This is a genomic window from Acinetobacter sp. AS5, assembly GCF_048957595.1.
In the GTDB taxonomy this organism is placed as follows: Bacteria; Pseudomonadota; Gammaproteobacteria; order Pseudomonadales; family Moraxellaceae; genus Acinetobacter.
In genome coordinates this window covers 34254-52039 of the sequence record NZ_JARDAL010000029.1, presented here as the reverse complement: position 1 = coordinate 52039, position 17786 = coordinate 34254, and the positions used below count along the sequence as shown (strand labels likewise).

The window sequence follows — 17786 nt, the reverse complement described above, 5'->3', positions numbered from 1 at the left end:
CATCAATTTTCTGACAAATATTTCTCAAATAAACTTCGAGTAATTTCTACCATCAATCAATGAAAATAATTTCGATCAATCAACCAGTAAAAATCCACACAAGTTGTTCTTCATAATCTCTTAATGATCTTTCTAACACCTCGTCAGTGCTAGAAGCTGGACTTCGATAAACTTAACAACTCCGCCATTCCGCTTCGTTCGTTTCCGTCTATCTCGTCGGTATGTGCTCATTATAGGGCAATTTCTTACACGTGCAAGCGCTTTTAACGCACAGGAATCACGAGTGTTTTATTTTTATGCACCAAATTGGTTCAATTACATACAATCTATTACATAAGTACATATTTTTAAAACAGAAATATAAATGAAATATTTCTGCTTTATTCTATGCCTAGTTTTTCACGACTGGTGCTTTAATCGTCACACTGGTGATTTTTACAGGGTTCACCGGCACATTTTGATGCATTCCATAGTTTCGGGTCGGTACTTTGGCAATCTGGTCGACGATATCCATACCTTTAGTGACCTTACCAAACACCGCATAGCCGGCATTTCTAGCAGAACGATCCAGGAAATCATTATCGACCAGGTTCACAAAGAATTGTGCTCGGGCAGAATCCGGCTGATTGGTACGGGCCATGGCTAAAGTACCGCGTTTATTTTGCAGACCATTCGACGATTCGTTTTTAATGGGTGCTTGAGTATTGGCTTTTTCTTGCATGTTCACATCAAAGCCACCACCCTGCACCATAAAGCCTGGAATGACGCGGTGAAAAATCGTGTCCTTATAGAAGTTGCTCTTTACATAGCTTTCGAAGTTCTTTGCCGAGATTGGGGCTTTGTCATTAAAGAGTTCAATTTCAATATTTCCAGATGAAGTCTTCATCTCAATAATCGTATTGGCAGCAAAGCTTGGCAGACTGACCGCAGCAAGTGCGATGACACATAATGATTTCTTTAACATTTATTAACTCATCTACTTAGAAGTAATGGTTGTGAATGACTATATATTAATCTTTTATAACTCATAATGCAGTGACCTGCCGACTAAAGACAAGAGAATAAGAATGAAGCATGCATTATTACAGGAGCAAAATATCCACCAGTTTCCACCGTGGCGTTTGCAGGGTGAGGGTTTTATTCTGAATTATTGGCTGACCCCCAGCTTTATTGAGCAAGCAAAACAGTTCCGTATTGCCCCTTCTCCACTGGGTCGTATGATTCAAGTCTTATTGGTGCGTTATCACACCTCGCCGATTGGCCCTTATGATGAGTTACTGATTCTGGACCATCCTTTAATTAGTAAACGGCGCCTCAGCTCGATTCCTAAAATTTATGTATCTACCCATGAGTCTGTGGTACATGGTCAGCATTTATGGGGCATTCCCAAAGAACATGCGCAGTTTGAATGGCAGGAAAAGGATCAGGAAGTACTGTGTCAGATTCAGCACCAGAACCAGCATATGACGATTCGATTGAAGAAAACTAAATCTGCACGCCAGTTCTATATTAATAGTCATCATATTCCAGCGTCTATGTTGAAAATCCAGCAAGCCTGGAAAGGGCAGCGTTTTCAGTTTAGTCCACAGTTCCGCGGTCATCTCTCCAAACTCTCACAAGTAGAGTGGAAAGATGCCGAGAATATATTTCCAGATTTTTCCAAAGCCAAATTGCTGCAAAGCTTTTATGTCCCCAAATTCAATCTGATCTTTCCTGAAGCGCAGATCAGTAGCAAAGTGTAAAGACTGATAAAAACTTAGCTATAAAAAAAGGTGTTTCATGAGAAACACCTTTTTGCATTCATGCTTTCGATTTAACTATTTTTGTCCCAGAATTTGCGGAAGTTTTTGCTGATCTCAATCACATATTTTTTGGCACGGCGGGAGATCGGCGTCAGATTGATAAAACCATGTGCCTGATCGGTATATTCATCATAATGAACACTCACGCCATTCTGACGTAGTTTATGTGCATAGATTGAACCTTCATCATGCAGAACATCATGACGTGCAGTAATTACATAGCTCGGCGGCAAGTTCTGCAATTCACCATAGGTCGGCGAAATCAGTGGGTCATCCAGTTCAATCTGATGAGTTTGGGCATACATGAAGGTCACCAGATCAATATCCTGCTCCGAAAGTACCAGTCCATCTTTATAAGCATAAAAAGAAGGATGGCGACTTTTAAAGTCGAGCGCCGGATAAAGCAAAAGCTGTGCTCGTGCGGCATAAGATTTACCGGCACTGCGCTGTGCCACGACAGTAGCCAGATTCCCGCCCGCGCTGTCCCCTGCCACGGCAATGCGATTTTTATAGACTTTTAGCTGCTTGCTATGCTGATGTGCCCAAGCCAAGGCATCTTCACAGACTTGTACCATTTGTAAGGGACTAAATTCTGGCGTCAGCGGATAAGCCACACTTAACACCTGTACTTTGGCATGCACTGCCAGCAAGCGACAGAATTCATCATGACTGTCCAGACCACCCACCATAAATGCACCACCATGATAAAAAATCACCATCGGCAACTTCTTTTGTGGAGCTGGATGATAATGCCGGGCAAAGATGCTGCCACTCTGTAGAGGAAGGCGAAGCTCTTCGACAAATTTGACCGCGGTCGGTCTAGCCCGGATGGCTTTCATACGTGCATCAAACAATGTGCGCGAATGTGCCAGATCCTCACTGATAAAACTGCTATGCCCCTGTTTTATCTGGATGGCCATCAGACATTTAACCAAAGGGTCTAAATCAGGATAGACATGAGGATAATCCAGAGTCTTAACCAATGCTTCCTGTGCAATGCCAGGTAAACGGTCCAGCATACGCGCTGCCGTCCCTTGTCCTTTTTCCATCACACTTTTCAGAACCGGAGGATTCACAGTCATTATTTTTAGTCCTTATTCTCTTAATTCTTCATAGTTTCTACACGATTAGCGTTTCAGTGACCATATTCTTATAGAAGTCTTAATATCAATGTACATATAGCTTCTGCCCGATACGTTACCCTCATTTATAGAAGATGTCATTGACCGTTTAAAGGTTATTTTTGACGTACTTTTGCGAGCTTAAGTATATTTTTTATTACAAATCGGGAGGATGCCTATGGCTAGCAAAATTATAGCTTTGTCTTTGGCGACTGCATTTTTAGCTGTAGGCTGCGTCGCATTTCCTGAAGATGGTGGCTATTATGATGGCCGCTATGATCAGCGTTATGACCGTCGCTATGAACTGGACCGGCGTTATGAACAAGATCATCGCTATGAGCGGCAACGCTGGGAATATGAACAGCAACGCAAACGCATTGAACTGGATCGACGTAAACAGGAATTACAACGTCGCAATTGGGAGCAGGATCGTAAAAGACAGTTAGAGCTGGATCGACGTAAAAGCCAACTGGAACGGCAGCGCCATGAACAGCAACGTAAAAATATCATGACGCAACGGCAAAAACAGGTAGAGGCAGAACGTAAACGTCGTCAGGATCTGGAGCGTAAACGTGCAACAGATCAGCGCAGTAAAAAAGTCCAGCAAAACCGTTCTAATCAACGCTGGAATGACAACCGACGCCATCAGGAACAACGCTCACGCGATCGTCGTGATTAAGACTTGAATTGTCTTCTCTATTAAAAGCCCAGACTGAGCTTTTTAAATCGAAAAAGATAGCTTCCTGATAAACAAAGGCCCTAAAGAAAATTTCTTTAGGGCCTTTGTAGAGGGTTATGTTAAACGAACTTCCACTTCGCTTATGCTTCTCAGCAATTCAACCAGAACATCCTGTTCTCTACATAAATTATCCTATCGGATCAACTGGCTCTGATGAAGCCGAGATTCACTATCCAAGCTGTAAGTTTTATCTTACATAACGCTAAAATAGAGACAACTGATTCCAACAAATTCAAAATCGGTAAATTCTAGGCAAAAAAAAGGCTTATCTAGAGAACAGGATAAGCCACGAAAACACATTTCAAAATAAGAAGAAACTACAGCGATAGAATCTGGAATAAATATTAACTAAAAGTTCATCTATTGTGAAAGACTTTATTGCTTAGATATTAATCGTTTTTATGTCTAATAAATAAACAGGCAAAAAAAAGCTGAGTTTTGGGGATACTCAGCTTGAAAAAAGCAACTTTAAAATAGGGCAACAGCAACCCGGTTCGGCTCTCTCCTCTGAACAAGGTCGCTGTTAATAGGAATATAATGCAATTTTTTTACCCATACTTAAAACGGATTAAAATTATTAATTTGATTCAAAAATACGATTATTAATTTTTTATATTTATTTTCAAATAATTAAATCTTGGATTTAGTCGCGAATTAAATCTATTTAGCTCAAAATCCGGATTCATGGCTGCTTATACCCGTGTATTTTATTCTCATCCCATCCTGTTGTTGTGTTCTGAATAGCTTGTTCTGCTGTCCGCTGGATTCAGTATTTTGCATAAATCTTAAATTTAATCTGGGTCGACGCTTGAATTTTTACACCCTGCCCCGATTTCTTTAGGTAATCAAGAACTTCACAACCATGGCAGTTCAGCATAAACGCAGTGAACACTGAGGCCTAAGGACTGTACATGTTTAAGAACCCATTTAAACGGAGTAAATCAATGGCGACTGAGCAAAACGAGCAAGCTCAACAACTTGAGCAAGAGCAAGCGGAACAAGATACAGCGCAAACTCAAGCTGAAACCGAGCAGGCTGAAGTTTCCGTTGAGTCTTTACAAGAGCAGATTGCGCAGCTTGAAGGTGACTTGAAGTTAGAAAAAGCCCGTACCGCCAATGCAGTCTATGAAGCACAAAAGAGTGTTGAACGTATTCAGCGTGAATCTGAAAAGCATAAAGATACGGTTCTGGAAAAGTTCTCTAAAGAGCTTCTAGAAACAGTCGACAATCTGGAGCGTGCCATTGTGGCTGCAGGTGAAGAGCAAACACCATTGCGTGAAGGCGTTGAACTGACGCTTAAATCTTTATTGCATACCTTGGAGAAATTTGGGGTTGTGGCAGTAGACACCAACAACGGTTTCAATGCTGACCTGCACCAGGCAGTCGGGATTGATCCAAATGCCAAAGCAAATGAAATTGGGACTGTTTTGCAAAAAGGCTACACGCTTAACAGTCGCTTATTGCGTCCTGCCATGGTGATGGTCGGCGCTTAAGCCAAATAAATTCGGGAGTTTGTGAAATTTTTCAAAAATTTTACTTGAAAAAAATCGAACGGCTCTCATATCGGATAACAAGTGTAAATCACAAAAAAATTTTAGAGGAAACATCCAAATGGCTAAAATCATTGGTATTGACTTAGGTACTACAAACTCATGTGTTGCAGTACTTGAAGGCGACAAAGTTAAAGTAATCGAAAACGCTGAAGGCGCGCGTACCACTCCATCTATTATTGCCTATAAAGATGGCGAAATTCTGGTAGGTCAATCTGCAAAGCGTCAAGCAGTAACGAATCCGAAAAATACATTGTTCGCGATCAAACGTTTGATCGGTCGTCGTTATGAAGACCAAGCGGTACAAAAAGATATCGGTCTGGTTCCTTACAAAATCATCAAAGCTGACAACGGTGATGCTTGGGTTGATGTCAACGACAAAAAATTGGCGCCACAACAGGTTTCTGCTGAAATCTTGAAAAAGATGAAGAAAACTGCTGAAGATTACCTGGGCGAAACCGTAACTGAAGCTGTTATTACTGTTCCTGCTTACTTCAACGATGCACAGCGTCAAGCAACTAAAGATGCAGGTAAAATTGCAGGTTTAGAAGTTAAACGTATCATCAACGAGCCAACTGCTGCGGCACTTGCGTTTGGTATGGACAAGAAAGAAGGCGATCGTAAAATCGCGGTTTATGACTTGGGTGGTGGTACTTTCGACGTTTCAATCATTGAAATTGCGGACCTTGATGGCGACCAGCAAATTGAAGTATTGTCGACTAACGGTGATACATTCCTAGGTGGTGAAGACTTCGATAACGCGTTAATCGAGTTCCTGGTTGAAGAGTTCAAGAAAGAACAAAACTTTAACCTGAAACAAGATCCACTTGCACTTCAGCGTTTAAAAGAAGCTGCGGAGAAAGCAAAAATCGAGCTTTCTTCTTCAAATGCAACTGAAATCAACCTTCCATACATCACTGCTGATGCGACTGGTCCTAAACACTTAGTGATCAACGTAACACGTGCAAAACTTGAAGGTTTAGTTGCTGACCTGGTTGCTCGTACGATTGAGCCTTGCCGTATTGCGCTTAAAGATGCAGGTCTTTCGACTTCTGACATCTCTGACGTGATCCTGGTAGGTGGTCAGTCTCGTATGCCAATGGTTCAACAGAAGGTTCAAGAATTCTTCGGTAAAGAGCCACGTAAAGACGTAAACCCTGACGAAGCAGTAGCCATGGGTGCTGCGATTCAAGGTGCGGTACTTTCAGGTGACAAAACTGACGTACTTTTACTTGACGTAACTCCGCTGACACTTGGTATTGAAACCATGGGCGGCGTATTGACTGCAATCATCGAGAAAAACACCACGATTCCTGCGAAGAAATCTCAAGTGTTCTCAACTGCTGCGGACAACCAGCCTGCTGTAGACATTTCGGTTTACCAAGGTGAACGCAAAATGGCGCAGCAAAACAAACTGTTGGGTAACTTCCAGTTAGGTGACATTCCACCTGCGCCACGTGGTGTGCCACAAATTGAAGTATCTTTCGACATCAATGCTGACGGTATCTTGAAAGTATCTGCAAAAGACAAGAGTACTGGTAAAGAGCAATCGATCCAGATTAAAGCAAACTCAGGTTTGTCTGATGCTGAAATCGAAGCAATGATTAAAGATGCTGAAGCGAATGCTGAAGAAGACCGTAAATTTGAAGAGCTTGCAAAAGCACGTAACGAAGCGGATGCTTTAGTTGCTTCTTCACAAAAAGCAGTGAAAGATCTTGGTGAACAAGTGACTGCAGACGAAAAAACTGCAATCGAAACTGCGGTTTCTGAGCTTGAAGCTTCAACCAAAGAAAATGACGTTGAAGACATCAAAGCGAAAACTGAAGCGCTGCAAAACATCATCATGCCAATTACACAACGTGCATATGAAGCAGCTCAAGGCCAAGGCGGTGCGCAAGGTTTTGATCCAAACGCATTCCAAGGTGGCGAAGGTCAATCTCAAAAAGCGGACGACGGTGTTGTAGATGCCGAGTTCACTGAAGTGAAAGATGACAAAAAATAATTTGTCGCTTTAACTGAAAAAACCGCGCGAAAGCGCGGTTTTTTTATGTCTCTAATTAAAAGAATAGAAGAAAAATGACCAAAATTTGATCGTATTTTCAGAAAAAGCTGTTTAAGTTAAATCAAACATTAAAATACCCTGAACCCATGAAAATTCTGATTTTGCTACCTTTACTGAGTTGCTTGGGCCTGACAGCGTGTACCTCACCTGTTTCATCTTTCCCTTCTCAGATCACTTCAACTCAATCGACTCAAGCCATTGCCCAATTATTTGATCAGGCGCAAAGTTCTGGCGTTTTAGTGATTCAGCGTGGTCAAAAAGTACAGGTCTATGGCAATGATTTAAGCCGTGCAGGTACCGAATATGTTCCAGCCTCTACTTTCAAAATGCTCAATGCCCTGATTGGTCTACAACATGGTAAAGCCACAACCAATGAGATTTTTAAATGGGATGGCAAGAAACGCAGTTTTGCAGCCTGGGAAAAAGACATGACGCTCGGCGAAGCCATGCAAGCTTCTGCTGTACCCGTCTATCAGGAACTGGCACGTCATATTGGTTTGGAATTAATGCAGCAGGAAGTACAACGCATCCAATTTGGTAATCAGCAGATTGGTCAGCAGGTCGATAACTTCTGGTTGGTAGGCCCTTTGAAAATCACTCCAAAACAGGAAGTCGAATTTGTCTCTGCTCTAGCCCGAGAGCAACTAGCCTTTGATCCTCAAGTCCAGCAGCAAGTCAAAGCCATGTTACTTCTACAGGAACGGCAAGCTTATCGCCTGTATGCCAAATCCGGTTGGGGCATGGATGTAGAACCGCAAGTCGGCTGGCTCACCGGGTGGGTCGAAACACCGCAGGCTGAAATCGTGGCATTTTCTCTAAATATGCAAATGCAAACCAATATGAATCCAGCCATTCGCCTTGAAATTTTACAGCAGGCTCTGGGCGAATTAGGGCTTTACCCAAAAGTGGGGCAGCAAAGCAAATAGGCATGGGAAAAGTATTAAAATTAAGCTATATTTTTAAAAAATAAACATTTAAATAAAAAATATGCGTCTTCTGCTCTGTCTGCTCGTGGTGGGATTGATCATGTCTGCCTATCTGCATATGCAGGCCAAAACCCATCCTCAACTGCGCTATAACTCGCTGGCTGATCGTTTGACTCATCCTTTCGATACCCGCTTACGTTTCCGGATTGATCAGGTCGATTCAGGCTTTGGACTGAGTAAAGATCAAGTGATTCAACTGAGCAAGGAAGCCATCGAGATCTGGCATCAGGGAAGCAATCGTGACGATTTGATGGTCTATGATGAAAATGCTAGGCTGAGTATTCACCTGATCTATGATCAGCGCCAGCAAGACTATGATGCCTTAAAGAAAGTCGAAAAACAGTTGCTGGCAGATGACGCCAAGTATCAACGTCAGGTCAAAAACCTGGAAGCATCCCATCAGCATCTGGAAAGTCAGCAGCAACGCCTGATCCAGCAAAGAGATCAGATCAATAGTGAATTTCAGGCCTTACAGCAACGACGCCGTCAGCCGAATTTATCTGCTTATGAGCGTGAGCAAATTGAATATGAAGTTTTGGCTTTACAGCGTAAATCGGAAAATTTTCAACGGGAACTTCAATACCTGCAGGAACAGCAAAGTTCCTTTAATATGAATGTTTCCATGCATCAACATGGTCTGCAAAATCATCAACAGAATATCATTCAAGCCCAACAGCGTTTCCCTGCCCGCGAATTTCATAAAGGTGTGTTTATGGGCAATCAAATTCATGTCTATCAATTTGATGCAGAAGATGATCTCCGCCTGACTCTGGCACATGAACTCGGACATGCCTTGGGTCTGTATCACCATAATGACCCGGAAGCACTGATGTATCCGGTGCTGGGTAAACAGAATCTGCAACACTTCCAGCTGCGACCTGCAGACAAGACCTTGCTTTATAACCGTTAAATGATCAGCTTGAATTCCTTAATTAATTTAAGTGTATAAGTATTATAAAAAACACTCTATTCTGATTTCATGTTATTGTGATTGGCTACATTGTTTAGGCCATCTTTGGAGATTCGTGTGAGTTACTACCATATTTTAATTGAAGTAAATGACCACATTAGTACGATTGATGAAACCCGTGATATCGAGATCTTTGATATCGAGGACATCCAACCCTATCTTCATTCGATTTTGCTGCCTTATTTCAATGAACAACTGATTGAACTCGACGATGAAAATCTGGAATATAAAGATATTCTGCATTTGGAAATCAAACAGACCTTATTGCCGATTAATGACCTGATCGAAGAAGAACAGCGTCTGTTACCAAGTGATACCGACATTACCATTAGCGCCTATGAAATTTTTAATAACCGCGAGTTGAATCAGGATGTCACCAGCGTGATCTTTGACCTGCTTGAAGCGGTAAAACTGGATAGCTAAACTTTTTCCATGCATAAAAAAAGTCCTCATTGAGAGGACTTTTTTTATGCATGGATTTAGATCGAGAATGAAGATCCACAACCACAGGTCGTGGTCGCATTCGGGTTTTGTACCACGAAACGTGAGCCTTCCAGACCTTCTAAATAATCTACTACCGAACCAACCAGATACTGATAACTCAGTGAATCGACCAGGACTTTAACATCGCCATTGGCAAATTCTGCATCATCTTCATTCTGGCTTTCCGCAAAGTTAAAGCCATAAGAGAAACCTGAACAGCCGCCACCGGTCACATAGACACGGAGCATTAAGTCTTGGTTACCTTCACTGTCACGCAACTGGCGTACTTTATTTGCGGCATTGTCGGTGAGCACAAGCGCTTGGGCATTCATGGCGGATTCCTCTGTTGAATGGAATGTCTTTAAAAAGAAAAGACCATATTTAAGTATAGCACACTCAATATATGGTCAGTCTCTACAGATTAAAAGTCAAATCAGAGTAATTTTATCAGGATTATTTGTAGTTCTCATCCTGTAAGGCACATTCAAAATTTGTCGGATTCTGTTTGCAACGGAATTGCCACAGCAATTTCATCATGCGTTTGTCATAAACGCCGCGTTTGGTCAGGTCAATTCGGGAATCCCGCATCATTTTCTGATAACCTGGTTTATCTGCCGCAGGAATATCCATCCAGTATTTCGAAGGAATATCCGCTTTCATTTTACCCAAAATACCAAAGGCACGTGGTAACTGGCTCTTGACCCATTCACGTGATTTTTGTCCGTATCCTGCCGGGAATTTATCAGGACGGATAATAATATTACCTGTAACCTGCAATACCGGATAATTCACAATCGCACCTTTACTACCCAACCCTTTATGTAATTCTAAAGGCTTAAATGCTGCAGCTGGTGCACCGATAATATCCACCTGACCATTGTTAAACATACTGGCAAAATTGCTGATTTCGGCACTCACTGCTTGTGCACCAACCTGCTGTACCATGATTTTTTGTGCTTCGTCATGGCTTAGTACCGCAATTTTTTTACCGGCTGCTTTGGCAACAGTATTGATACTGCGGTCGTTCACTAACAGAAAAGCATCACCTACCGGAATCACTCCAACAATTTCATATTTACCTTGCAGCATTTGTTTGGCGAAGGTGGGACTGGCCAGGCCCTGCATGACTTTAACCGCCAGATTCAGATCGGTGATAGCCCCGATTGCATCCAGAGAACCGGTAAACTTGTTAAATTGACGGCCACGCATTCCAGTCACACTAATGCCGTCACATTTCCCGGCTTTAAAATCTTCTGCGACCACGGCTTCATTAGTATTCACCCGCAATTCGACATCTGCCCCCCAGTTTTTGGCCGCCAACTGATAGTCTTTCATCACACTATAGACATCACCGTTTTTACCGACCAGATCAAATACGCAAATCACCTGTTTGGCTTGCGCCAGACCTGAAACAGCCAGTGTCGCTGTAGCCAATGCCAGTACTTTCCATCCTCTATGCATCATCTTCATTTCCTTATCGCTTGTTTTTGTTATTGAAGTTTTAGTCACATGTGATTGTTTTTTATATGAAACATTCGAATTTAATATTTAGATTAAGCTTAAGCTATTTTATTTGCTGCACAATGGCAGATCTGACCTGGTTCAGCCATAAAAAAAGCCTAGATCACTCTAAGCTTTTTGCTTTAAAAATCAGATTATTCGCCAGCCATTGAACATTCAAAGTTGGCCTTATCGACAGAACAACGGGCACGTTTTAATACTGACATCATGCTGGCATCATAGATTCCACGTTTGGTCATGTCCATCCGGCCATCACGTAACATTTTCTGATACTTGGTTTTATCTTCAACGTTCAGGTTCATTTTATATTTCGACGGAATACCGGCTTCCAGACGTTTGATCATGGCCATGCTCTTTGGCAGGTTTTTGATAAACCAGTCACGCGATTTCTGTCCAAAACCTGCGGGGAATTTTTCTGGACGAATCACAAAATCAGACGTCACATGCAGCACCGGGAAATTAAACATCGCGCCGTTATTACCCAGACCTTTATAGATTTCTAATGGCTTGTAGGCATAGGCAGGCGCACCCACCATATCCACCTGACCATTGTTAAATTTGGCCACAAAGTTGGACACATCGGAAATGACGGCCTGTGCACCGACGCGCTGTACCATGATTTTCTGGGCATCGTCATAGCCGAGTACTGCGAATTTTTTACCTGCAGCCTTTTCAATCGAATTGATATTTTTGTCACGAACAAAAATAAATGCCGAACCCAGCGGAGAAATACCGGCAATTTCATATTTTTTGCCGCCCATATTGGTCACCATTTTGCCTGCATTACGTTTGTCGAGAGCAAAACTGATCGCACGCTGGGCAATAGCATTACTTGGTGCACCACCCAGTGCATCAATAGAACCGGCAAATTTATTGTATTGACGGGCACGCATGGCGGTCATAAACACGCCATCACATTTACCGGCCTTGAAGTCATTGTCGGCAACCGCTTCATCCTGACGGGCAATCAGATTAATTTCTGCGCCCCAGCCTTTTGCAGCCAGTGCCCATTCTTGTGCCATCTGGAAAGACTCACCGGATTTACCCAGTAAGTCAAACACACAGATATCGACTTTTTCTGCATGCGCCGCACTTGCAAAACCAAATGCAGAGAATGCAGCCAATGATAAGAGTGTTTTTTTCATTGTAGTTATCCTTTGAAATCTTGTTATTCGCTGAGTGTCCGTACACGGGACAAATATTAAGCAAGTTTAATTAAAAAAAATAGAGCATTTACTCCATTTAAAACCGGCATTTTGGCCTATAAAGATAAATCAGCAATAGTTGCCTAAGTTATTTTTAAATATATATTTAAATATCAATATCTTAATATTTAAAACTGCTTTCTTATAATTACATTTACCCAGATATAGTTACAAAGATATACATGATTTCAGATTTATTCGCCACCAATCGAACATTCAAAATTGGTTCTTTCTACCGTACAACGCGCGCGTTTCAATACGTTCATCATGCCCTGATCATAAATCCCCTGTTTGGTTAAATCGATCCGCCCATCACGCAGAATCTTTTGGTAGGCCACACGATCTTCACGGCTTAGATTCAGAATATATTTGCTTGGAATCTCAGCTTCCATGCGCTTGACCATGGCAAAGCTGCGCGGTAACTGTTTCACAAACCAGTTTCGGGATTGTGCGGCAAAGCTTGCCGGAAACTTTTCCTGACGAATAATCAGATCAGCAGTGACATTAATCACCGGAAAATTAATCATTGCGCCTTGACGGCCTAGTCCTTTCTGTAATTCCAGCGGTTTAAATGCATAAGCCGGTGCAGCGACAATATCCACTTCGCCCTGATTAAACTTGCGAATAAAATTGGAAATTTCCGACATGACCGGTACTGCTTCAATCCGGTCGACCATGATTTTTTGCGCATAGTCATAATGCAGCACGGCAAATTTCTTGCCTTTGACCTGTTCCAGTTTATTTAGAGTACGATCACGAACAAAAATATAGGCTGGGCCAATCTGACCAATACCCGCCACTTCGAATTTTTCTTTGCCAATCTGGGTGATCAGGCGTTTGCTATTGCGTTTATCCAGTACATAGCTGATGGCTTTCATGGCAATGTCATTATTCGGCACGCCGCCAATTGCATCAATCGATCCAGCAAATTTGTTATAAGCCCGGGCACGCATTGAGGTCATATAGAAGGCATCACATTTTCCGGCTTTGACGTCCTGATCGACCTTGGCTTCATCCTGATAAGCGCTTAGCTGAATTTCGGCACCCCAGCCTTTTGCTGCCAGCGCCCATTCCTCCAGCAGTTTGTAAGACTCACCAGATTTCCCCAGTAAATCAAAAACACAGACATTCACTCTGGCTTGAGTTGAAGTCGACACCAAAATGCCCAGTGCCGATAAAATTAAACATCCCTTTTTCATTTTTATTTGACTCTATGATATTTTTTGCTCCATCAGCCTGAACTATAAACCACTGTTCATGCATAAAATAGAGCTTTTACTCAACTTATGCGTCTATCCCAGATGAATTGACAGAGATGAAAAGCACAATCATTTCAGCAAAACCGGTAAGATTTTTCATTTTCACAGGGCTTTCCTTTAGAATAGGCGCATCTTATTTCTTAGCTTTGATTTCTCAATGATTCAGTTAGACCAGTTATCTATACGTCGCGGTGGACGTGTTTTATTTCAAAAAGCGTCGATGCAGTTACACCCAGGATGGAAAATTGGCCTAACCGGTGTCAATGGTGCCGGGAAATCAACCCTGTTTTCAGCCTTGCTGGGCGGCATGGAGTCAGATACGGGTTCATTGACCCGTCCTGCGGTGTGGACCGTGGCGCATATGGCTCAGGAAATTAAAGCGCTGAATATGAAAGCCATTGATTTCGTATTATCAGGTGATGAAGAATACTGGGAGATTCAGCAGAAACTTGAGCAGCCAGATCAACTGGATGATGCAGAACTAGGGCATTTATATGGCCGTTTTGATGAAATTTCAGGTTATTCAGCTCCTGCCAAAGCCTCGCAATTGATGGCGGGTCTGGGCTTCTTTGAACATCAATCACAACTGGATGTTTCAAGTTTTTCCGGTGGCTGGCGTATGCGTCTGAATCTGGCACGTACCCTGATGAGCCGCTCAGACTTACTGCTCCTCGATGAACCGACCAACCATCTGGACTTGGATGCGATTCTCTGGCTCGAAGACTGGCTCAAGGCTTATGAAGGTACGCTGGTGCTGATTTCACATGACCGAGACTTCCTCGATGCGATCACCGATCATATTTTACATATCGAAAATCAGGAACTGACTTTATATACCGGCAACTACTCGACTTTCGAGCGTACCCGCAGTGAACGTCTGGCGCAGCAGCAACAGGCGTATGAAAAGCAGCTGGAAACCCGCGCGCATCTGCAAAAATATATTGACCGTTTTAAAGCGCAAGCGACCAAAGCCAAACAGGCTCAAAGCCGGATTAAACAGCTGGAACGCATGCAGGAACTGTCTGCTGCGCATGTCGATACACCATTTACTTTCAGTTTCCGTGAACCGACCAAAATGAGTTCACCGTTATTGCAACTGGAACATGCCGATATTGGTTATGGCGACAAGCTGATTGTGACCAATGTAAATTTACAGATCACGCCAAACAGCCGGATCGGTTTACTCGGGATGAATGGTGCTGGTAAATCCACACTGATTAAATCGCTGGTCGGTGACCTGAAACTGATTCAAGGTCTGCGTAAAGATTCAGAACTATTGAATATTGGTTATTTTGCCCAGCATCAGATGGATGCATTGGATGGCAATGCCAGCCCGATGTTACAGCTGGCACGTATTGCCGATAAAAAAATCAATGAAGCCAGTCTACGTTCATTTTTAGGCAGCTTTGGTTTTAGCGGCGAACGTATGGATACGCCGAGTGAAAGTTTTTCGGGTGGTGAACGTGCACGTTTGGCCTTGGCACTGATTGTCTGGCAGCGTCCAAATGTACTGATTCTGGATGAGCCGACCAACCATTTAGACCTGGATATGCGTCATGCACTGACTATGGCCTTGCAAGATTTCCAGGGCGCGGTGGTTCTGGTTTCGCATGAACGTCAGCTCATCGCCAGCGTCTGTGATGAACTGCTATTGGTACATAATGGTCAATGCCGTGAGTTTGATGGTGATCTCACTGCCTATGCTGACTGGTTACGCCAGGCCCGTATTGAAATGATCAAAAATGGACAGAAGCCAGCAAAACCGGTGAAATCCCAAGTCGAAGTCAAACCGACCATTTCCAAACTGGACAAGGAAGCACAACGTAAGGAAGCTGCTCGCCAGCGTGAGATAAGTCGTCCGATTCGCAAGAATATTGAAAAATGCGAAGCACAGATGGCCAAACTGCAGCCACGACTGGCTGAAATTGAAACCCTGCTAGGTGACAGTGCTTTATACGAAGCATCACGTAAAAATGATTTGCTGAAACTGATGAATGAGCAAACCGAGCTAAAAGCCAAACTGGAAACAGCCGAAGAGCAAATGCTAGAACTGATGATGGAACTGGAAAGTCTGGAACAGACGTTCTAAAGCTCTTTTAGTAAGATTTAAGATAAGAGATGAATGACCAACGTTGTTCATCTCTTTTTTATTCACTATTTTTAATGTTTTCTCTTCCATTTTCCCCCCTGTATTTTTTCATCTACGTCTAGATGTTTCTTTAATTCTGTTCTTTTCTATTCATTCGACACATAAGGTCATGAATTACGCAAACCCTATATAAGTTTATTTTTTAAACAGTTGGATGCCTTATTTCATACATTAATTTACAGCGCGCTGTTTCATCCTAAGGCTCTAATATAAGTGTTTTTTAATTTTTGGCAGCCTTGCTACGAGTCTGTTTAATGTTGAACTAGAGAGAGGAAATCCGCATGCGTGCTCTTACCTATCATGGTGCTCGGGATGTACGAGTTGAATCCGTTCCAGATCCAGTGATTCAGGAACCAGATGACGTTATTTTAAGGGTGACAGCCACCGCCATCTGTGGCTCAGATCTGCATTTATACCGGGGGAAAATTCCGGCCACTGAAGACGGTGATATTTTCGGCCATGAATTTATGGGAATTGTAGAAGAAGTCGGCCCAGAAGTAACCGAAGTCAAAAAAGGTGACCGGGTGATTATTCCCTTTGTGATTGCATGCGGTCACTGTTTTTTCTGTGAACATGAACTCATGGCTGCCTGTGAAAATACCAATACCGGTCGTGGTGCAATTCTCAACAAAAAACAGATCCCACCAGGGGCAGCTTTATTTGGCTTTAGCCATCTGTATGGTGGTATACCGGGTGGTCAGGCTGAATATGTACGGATCCCCAAAGGCAATGTCGGACCATTTAAGGTGCCGGGTTCCCTGCCTGATGAAAAAGTATTATTCCTGACCGATATTCTGCCAACTGCGTGGCAAGCAGTGAATAATGCCCAAGTCGGTCGAGGTTCCAGTGTGGCGATTTATGGTGCTGGCCCGGTCGGTCTGCTGGCTGCTGCCTGCGCGCGGATGCTCGGTGCCGAGCAGATATTTATGGTCGATCACCACCCTTACCGTTTGCGTTTCGCGCATCAAACCTATGGGGTAATTCCCGTCAATTTTGATGAAGTCGATGCCGCTGAATTTATCATTCAAAATACCACGGGTTATCGTGGAGTCGATGCCGTCATTGATGCGGTCGGTTTTGAAGCCAAAGGTAGCATGCTGGAAACCGTAATGACCAACCTGAAATTAGAAGGTTCGAGTGGTTCAGCGCTAAGACAATGTATTGCAGCGGTCCGTCGCGGCGGTGTGGTGAGTGTACCTGGAGTTTATGCCGGTCCAATTCATGGCTTCCTGTTTGGTGATGCCTTTGACAAAGGTTTGACCTTTAAAATGGGACAAACCCATGTGCATAATTACTTGCCGCAGTTGCTAGAACATATTGAAAATGGAGATCTGTCTCCAGATCTGATTATTACCCATCGCATGAAACTGGAAGATGCTGCGGAAGGTTACCGTATTTTTGATAAAAAGGAAGAAGACTGTCGTAAAGTCATTCTAACACCATAAATATGATTAAAAAAAAGCGCCGTCAGGCGCTTTTTTATTTTTCATCGTCATTTTATCAATCCTCTTTTTCTTGTTCCTAATCAATATCATTTCAGCGATTCCCTCCCTCTTTTCTATCGAGTAATAAAAGAAATGCCCGATTTTCAATAATGAAATCAAGAAATAACTCAAAAATGAGAAATAAAAAAGTTAAGCAAAAATCGATAAAAGTATGATTTTAAATAAAAATGAAAGTTCACTTGATTATTAAATCAATTATGTAGTTTAGCTACATCTTGAGTTTTTAGTTAACAATATGTTCCACGGTAATGATTAGAGAAACTACACTATATTTACAAGTATTTAATTTATAATAATTTTTTATTTTAAAGCCAATCCAAGGAATAGTCTGGTCATACTAGCAATATATCGCCAAATCTAGCTTTAAATTTAAAATGCTATTTTAAATTTAAAAACACTTATCCACAAGATAATCGATTTCAAATTTGAATTTA

General features: G+C 42.5%; 15 protein-coding genes. 9 read left to right on the top strand and 6 right to left on the bottom strand.

Annotated features, from left to right (window positions below):
- Positions 1–391: 391 nt before the first annotated feature.
- Positions 392–964 carry a peptidylprolyl isomerase A gene (locus PV763_RS10730; RefSeq protein ID WP_004647112.1) on the bottom strand — a complete coding sequence of 191 codons (573 nt, stop codon included), beginning with the start codon at positions 962–964 and terminating at the stop codon, positions 392–394.
- A 103-nt stretch (positions 965–1067) separates the two neighbouring features.
- On the opposite strand from PV763_RS10730, the gene PV763_RS10725 reads away from it, so the two are divergent.
- Positions 1068–1742: an acetoacetate decarboxylase family protein gene (locus tag PV763_RS10725; RefSeq protein ID WP_005268228.1), complete on the top strand. Its 675-nt coding sequence runs from the start codon at positions 1068–1070 to the stop codon at positions 1740–1742.
- Between the two features lie 71 nt (positions 1743–1813).
- Here the strand turns inward: PV763_RS10725 and PV763_RS10720 are convergent, their stop codons facing one another.
- Positions 1814–2884, bottom strand: a complete 1071-nt coding sequence (locus tag PV763_RS10720; RefSeq protein WP_420937809.1) for an alpha/beta hydrolase — start codon at positions 2882–2884, stop codon at positions 1814–1816.
- Positions 2885–3101: 217 nt separating this feature from the next.
- Here PV763_RS10720 and PV763_RS10715 point away from each other — a divergent pair, with 217 nt between their 5' ends.
- From PV763_RS10715 to PV763_RS10690, 6 genes are all read left to right on the top strand, one after another.
- The gene (locus PV763_RS10715; RefSeq protein WP_005104971.1) at positions 3102–3602 is read left to right on the top strand and encodes a hypothetical protein; all 501 of its coding nucleotides are present in this window, start codon (positions 3102–3104) and stop codon (positions 3600–3602) included.
- A gap of 1004 nt (positions 3603–4606) precedes the next feature.
- Positions 4607–5155 (top strand): nucleotide exchange factor GrpE, encoded by a 549-nt coding sequence (gene grpE / locus PV763_RS10710; protein ID WP_004647116.1) that lies wholly within the window; start codon positions 4607–4609, stop codon positions 5153–5155.
- A gap of 118 nt (positions 5156–5273) precedes the next feature.
- On the top strand, positions 5274–7214 hold the full coding sequence (gene dnaK, locus PV763_RS10705; protein ID WP_004281948.1) for a molecular chaperone DnaK: 1941 nt from the start codon (positions 5274–5276) through the stop codon (positions 7212–7214).
- Between the two features lie 146 nt (positions 7215–7360).
- Positions 7361–8200: an OXA-134 family carbapenem-hydrolyzing class D beta-lactamase OXA-646 gene (locus PV763_RS10700; protein WP_039902635.1), complete on the top strand. Its 840-nt coding sequence runs from the start codon at positions 7361–7363 to the stop codon at positions 8198–8200.
- Between the two features lie 61 nt (positions 8201–8261).
- Positions 8262–9170, top strand: coding sequence for a matrixin family metalloprotease (locus PV763_RS10695; protein ID WP_420937808.1), 909 nt, complete (start codon positions 8262–8264; stop codon positions 9168–9170).
- Positions 9171–9275: 105 nt separating this feature from the next.
- Positions 9276–9653 carry a hypothetical protein gene (locus tag PV763_RS10690; protein ID WP_420937810.1) on the top strand — a complete coding sequence of 126 codons (378 nt, stop codon included), beginning with the start codon at positions 9276–9278 and terminating at the stop codon, positions 9651–9653.
- A 56-nt stretch (positions 9654–9709) separates the two neighbouring features.
- On the opposite strand, the gene erpA is transcribed toward PV763_RS10690, so the two are convergent.
- The 4 genes from erpA to PV763_RS10670 all read right to left on the bottom strand — a co-directional run bounded on the left by erpA (position 9710) and on the right by PV763_RS10670 (position 13638).
- The gene (gene erpA, locus PV763_RS10685) at positions 9710–10045 is read right to left on the bottom strand and encodes an iron-sulfur cluster insertion protein ErpA (protein ID WP_004281944.1); all 336 of its coding nucleotides are present in this window, start codon (positions 10043–10045) and stop codon (positions 9710–9712) included.
- Positions 10046–10166: 121 nt separating this feature from the next.
- Positions 10167–11174, bottom strand: coding sequence for a putative solute-binding protein (locus PV763_RS10680; protein WP_005104964.1), 1008 nt, complete (start codon positions 11172–11174; stop codon positions 10167–10169).
- 194 nt (positions 11175–11368) lie between these two features.
- Positions 11369–12379, bottom strand: coding sequence for a putative solute-binding protein (locus PV763_RS10675; protein ID WP_005268232.1), 1011 nt, complete (start codon positions 12377–12379; stop codon positions 11369–11371).
- Between the two features lie 254 nt (positions 12380–12633).
- Positions 12634–13638, bottom strand: coding sequence for a putative solute-binding protein (locus PV763_RS10670; protein WP_005094847.1), 1005 nt, complete (start codon positions 13636–13638; stop codon positions 12634–12636).
- Between the two features lie 217 nt (positions 13639–13855).
- On the opposite strand from PV763_RS10670, the gene PV763_RS10665 reads away from it, so the two are divergent.
- Positions 13856–15787: an ATP-binding cassette domain-containing protein gene (locus PV763_RS10665; RefSeq protein ID WP_420937807.1), complete on the top strand. Its 1932-nt coding sequence runs from the start codon at positions 13856–13858 to the stop codon at positions 15785–15787.
- Between the two features lie 341 nt (positions 15788–16128).
- Entirely contained in the window at positions 16129–17292 is a 1164-nt protein-coding gene (locus tag PV763_RS10660) for a zinc-dependent alcohol dehydrogenase (RefSeq protein ID WP_001202407.1), read from the top strand.
- Positions 17293–17786: the final 494 nt, after the last annotated feature.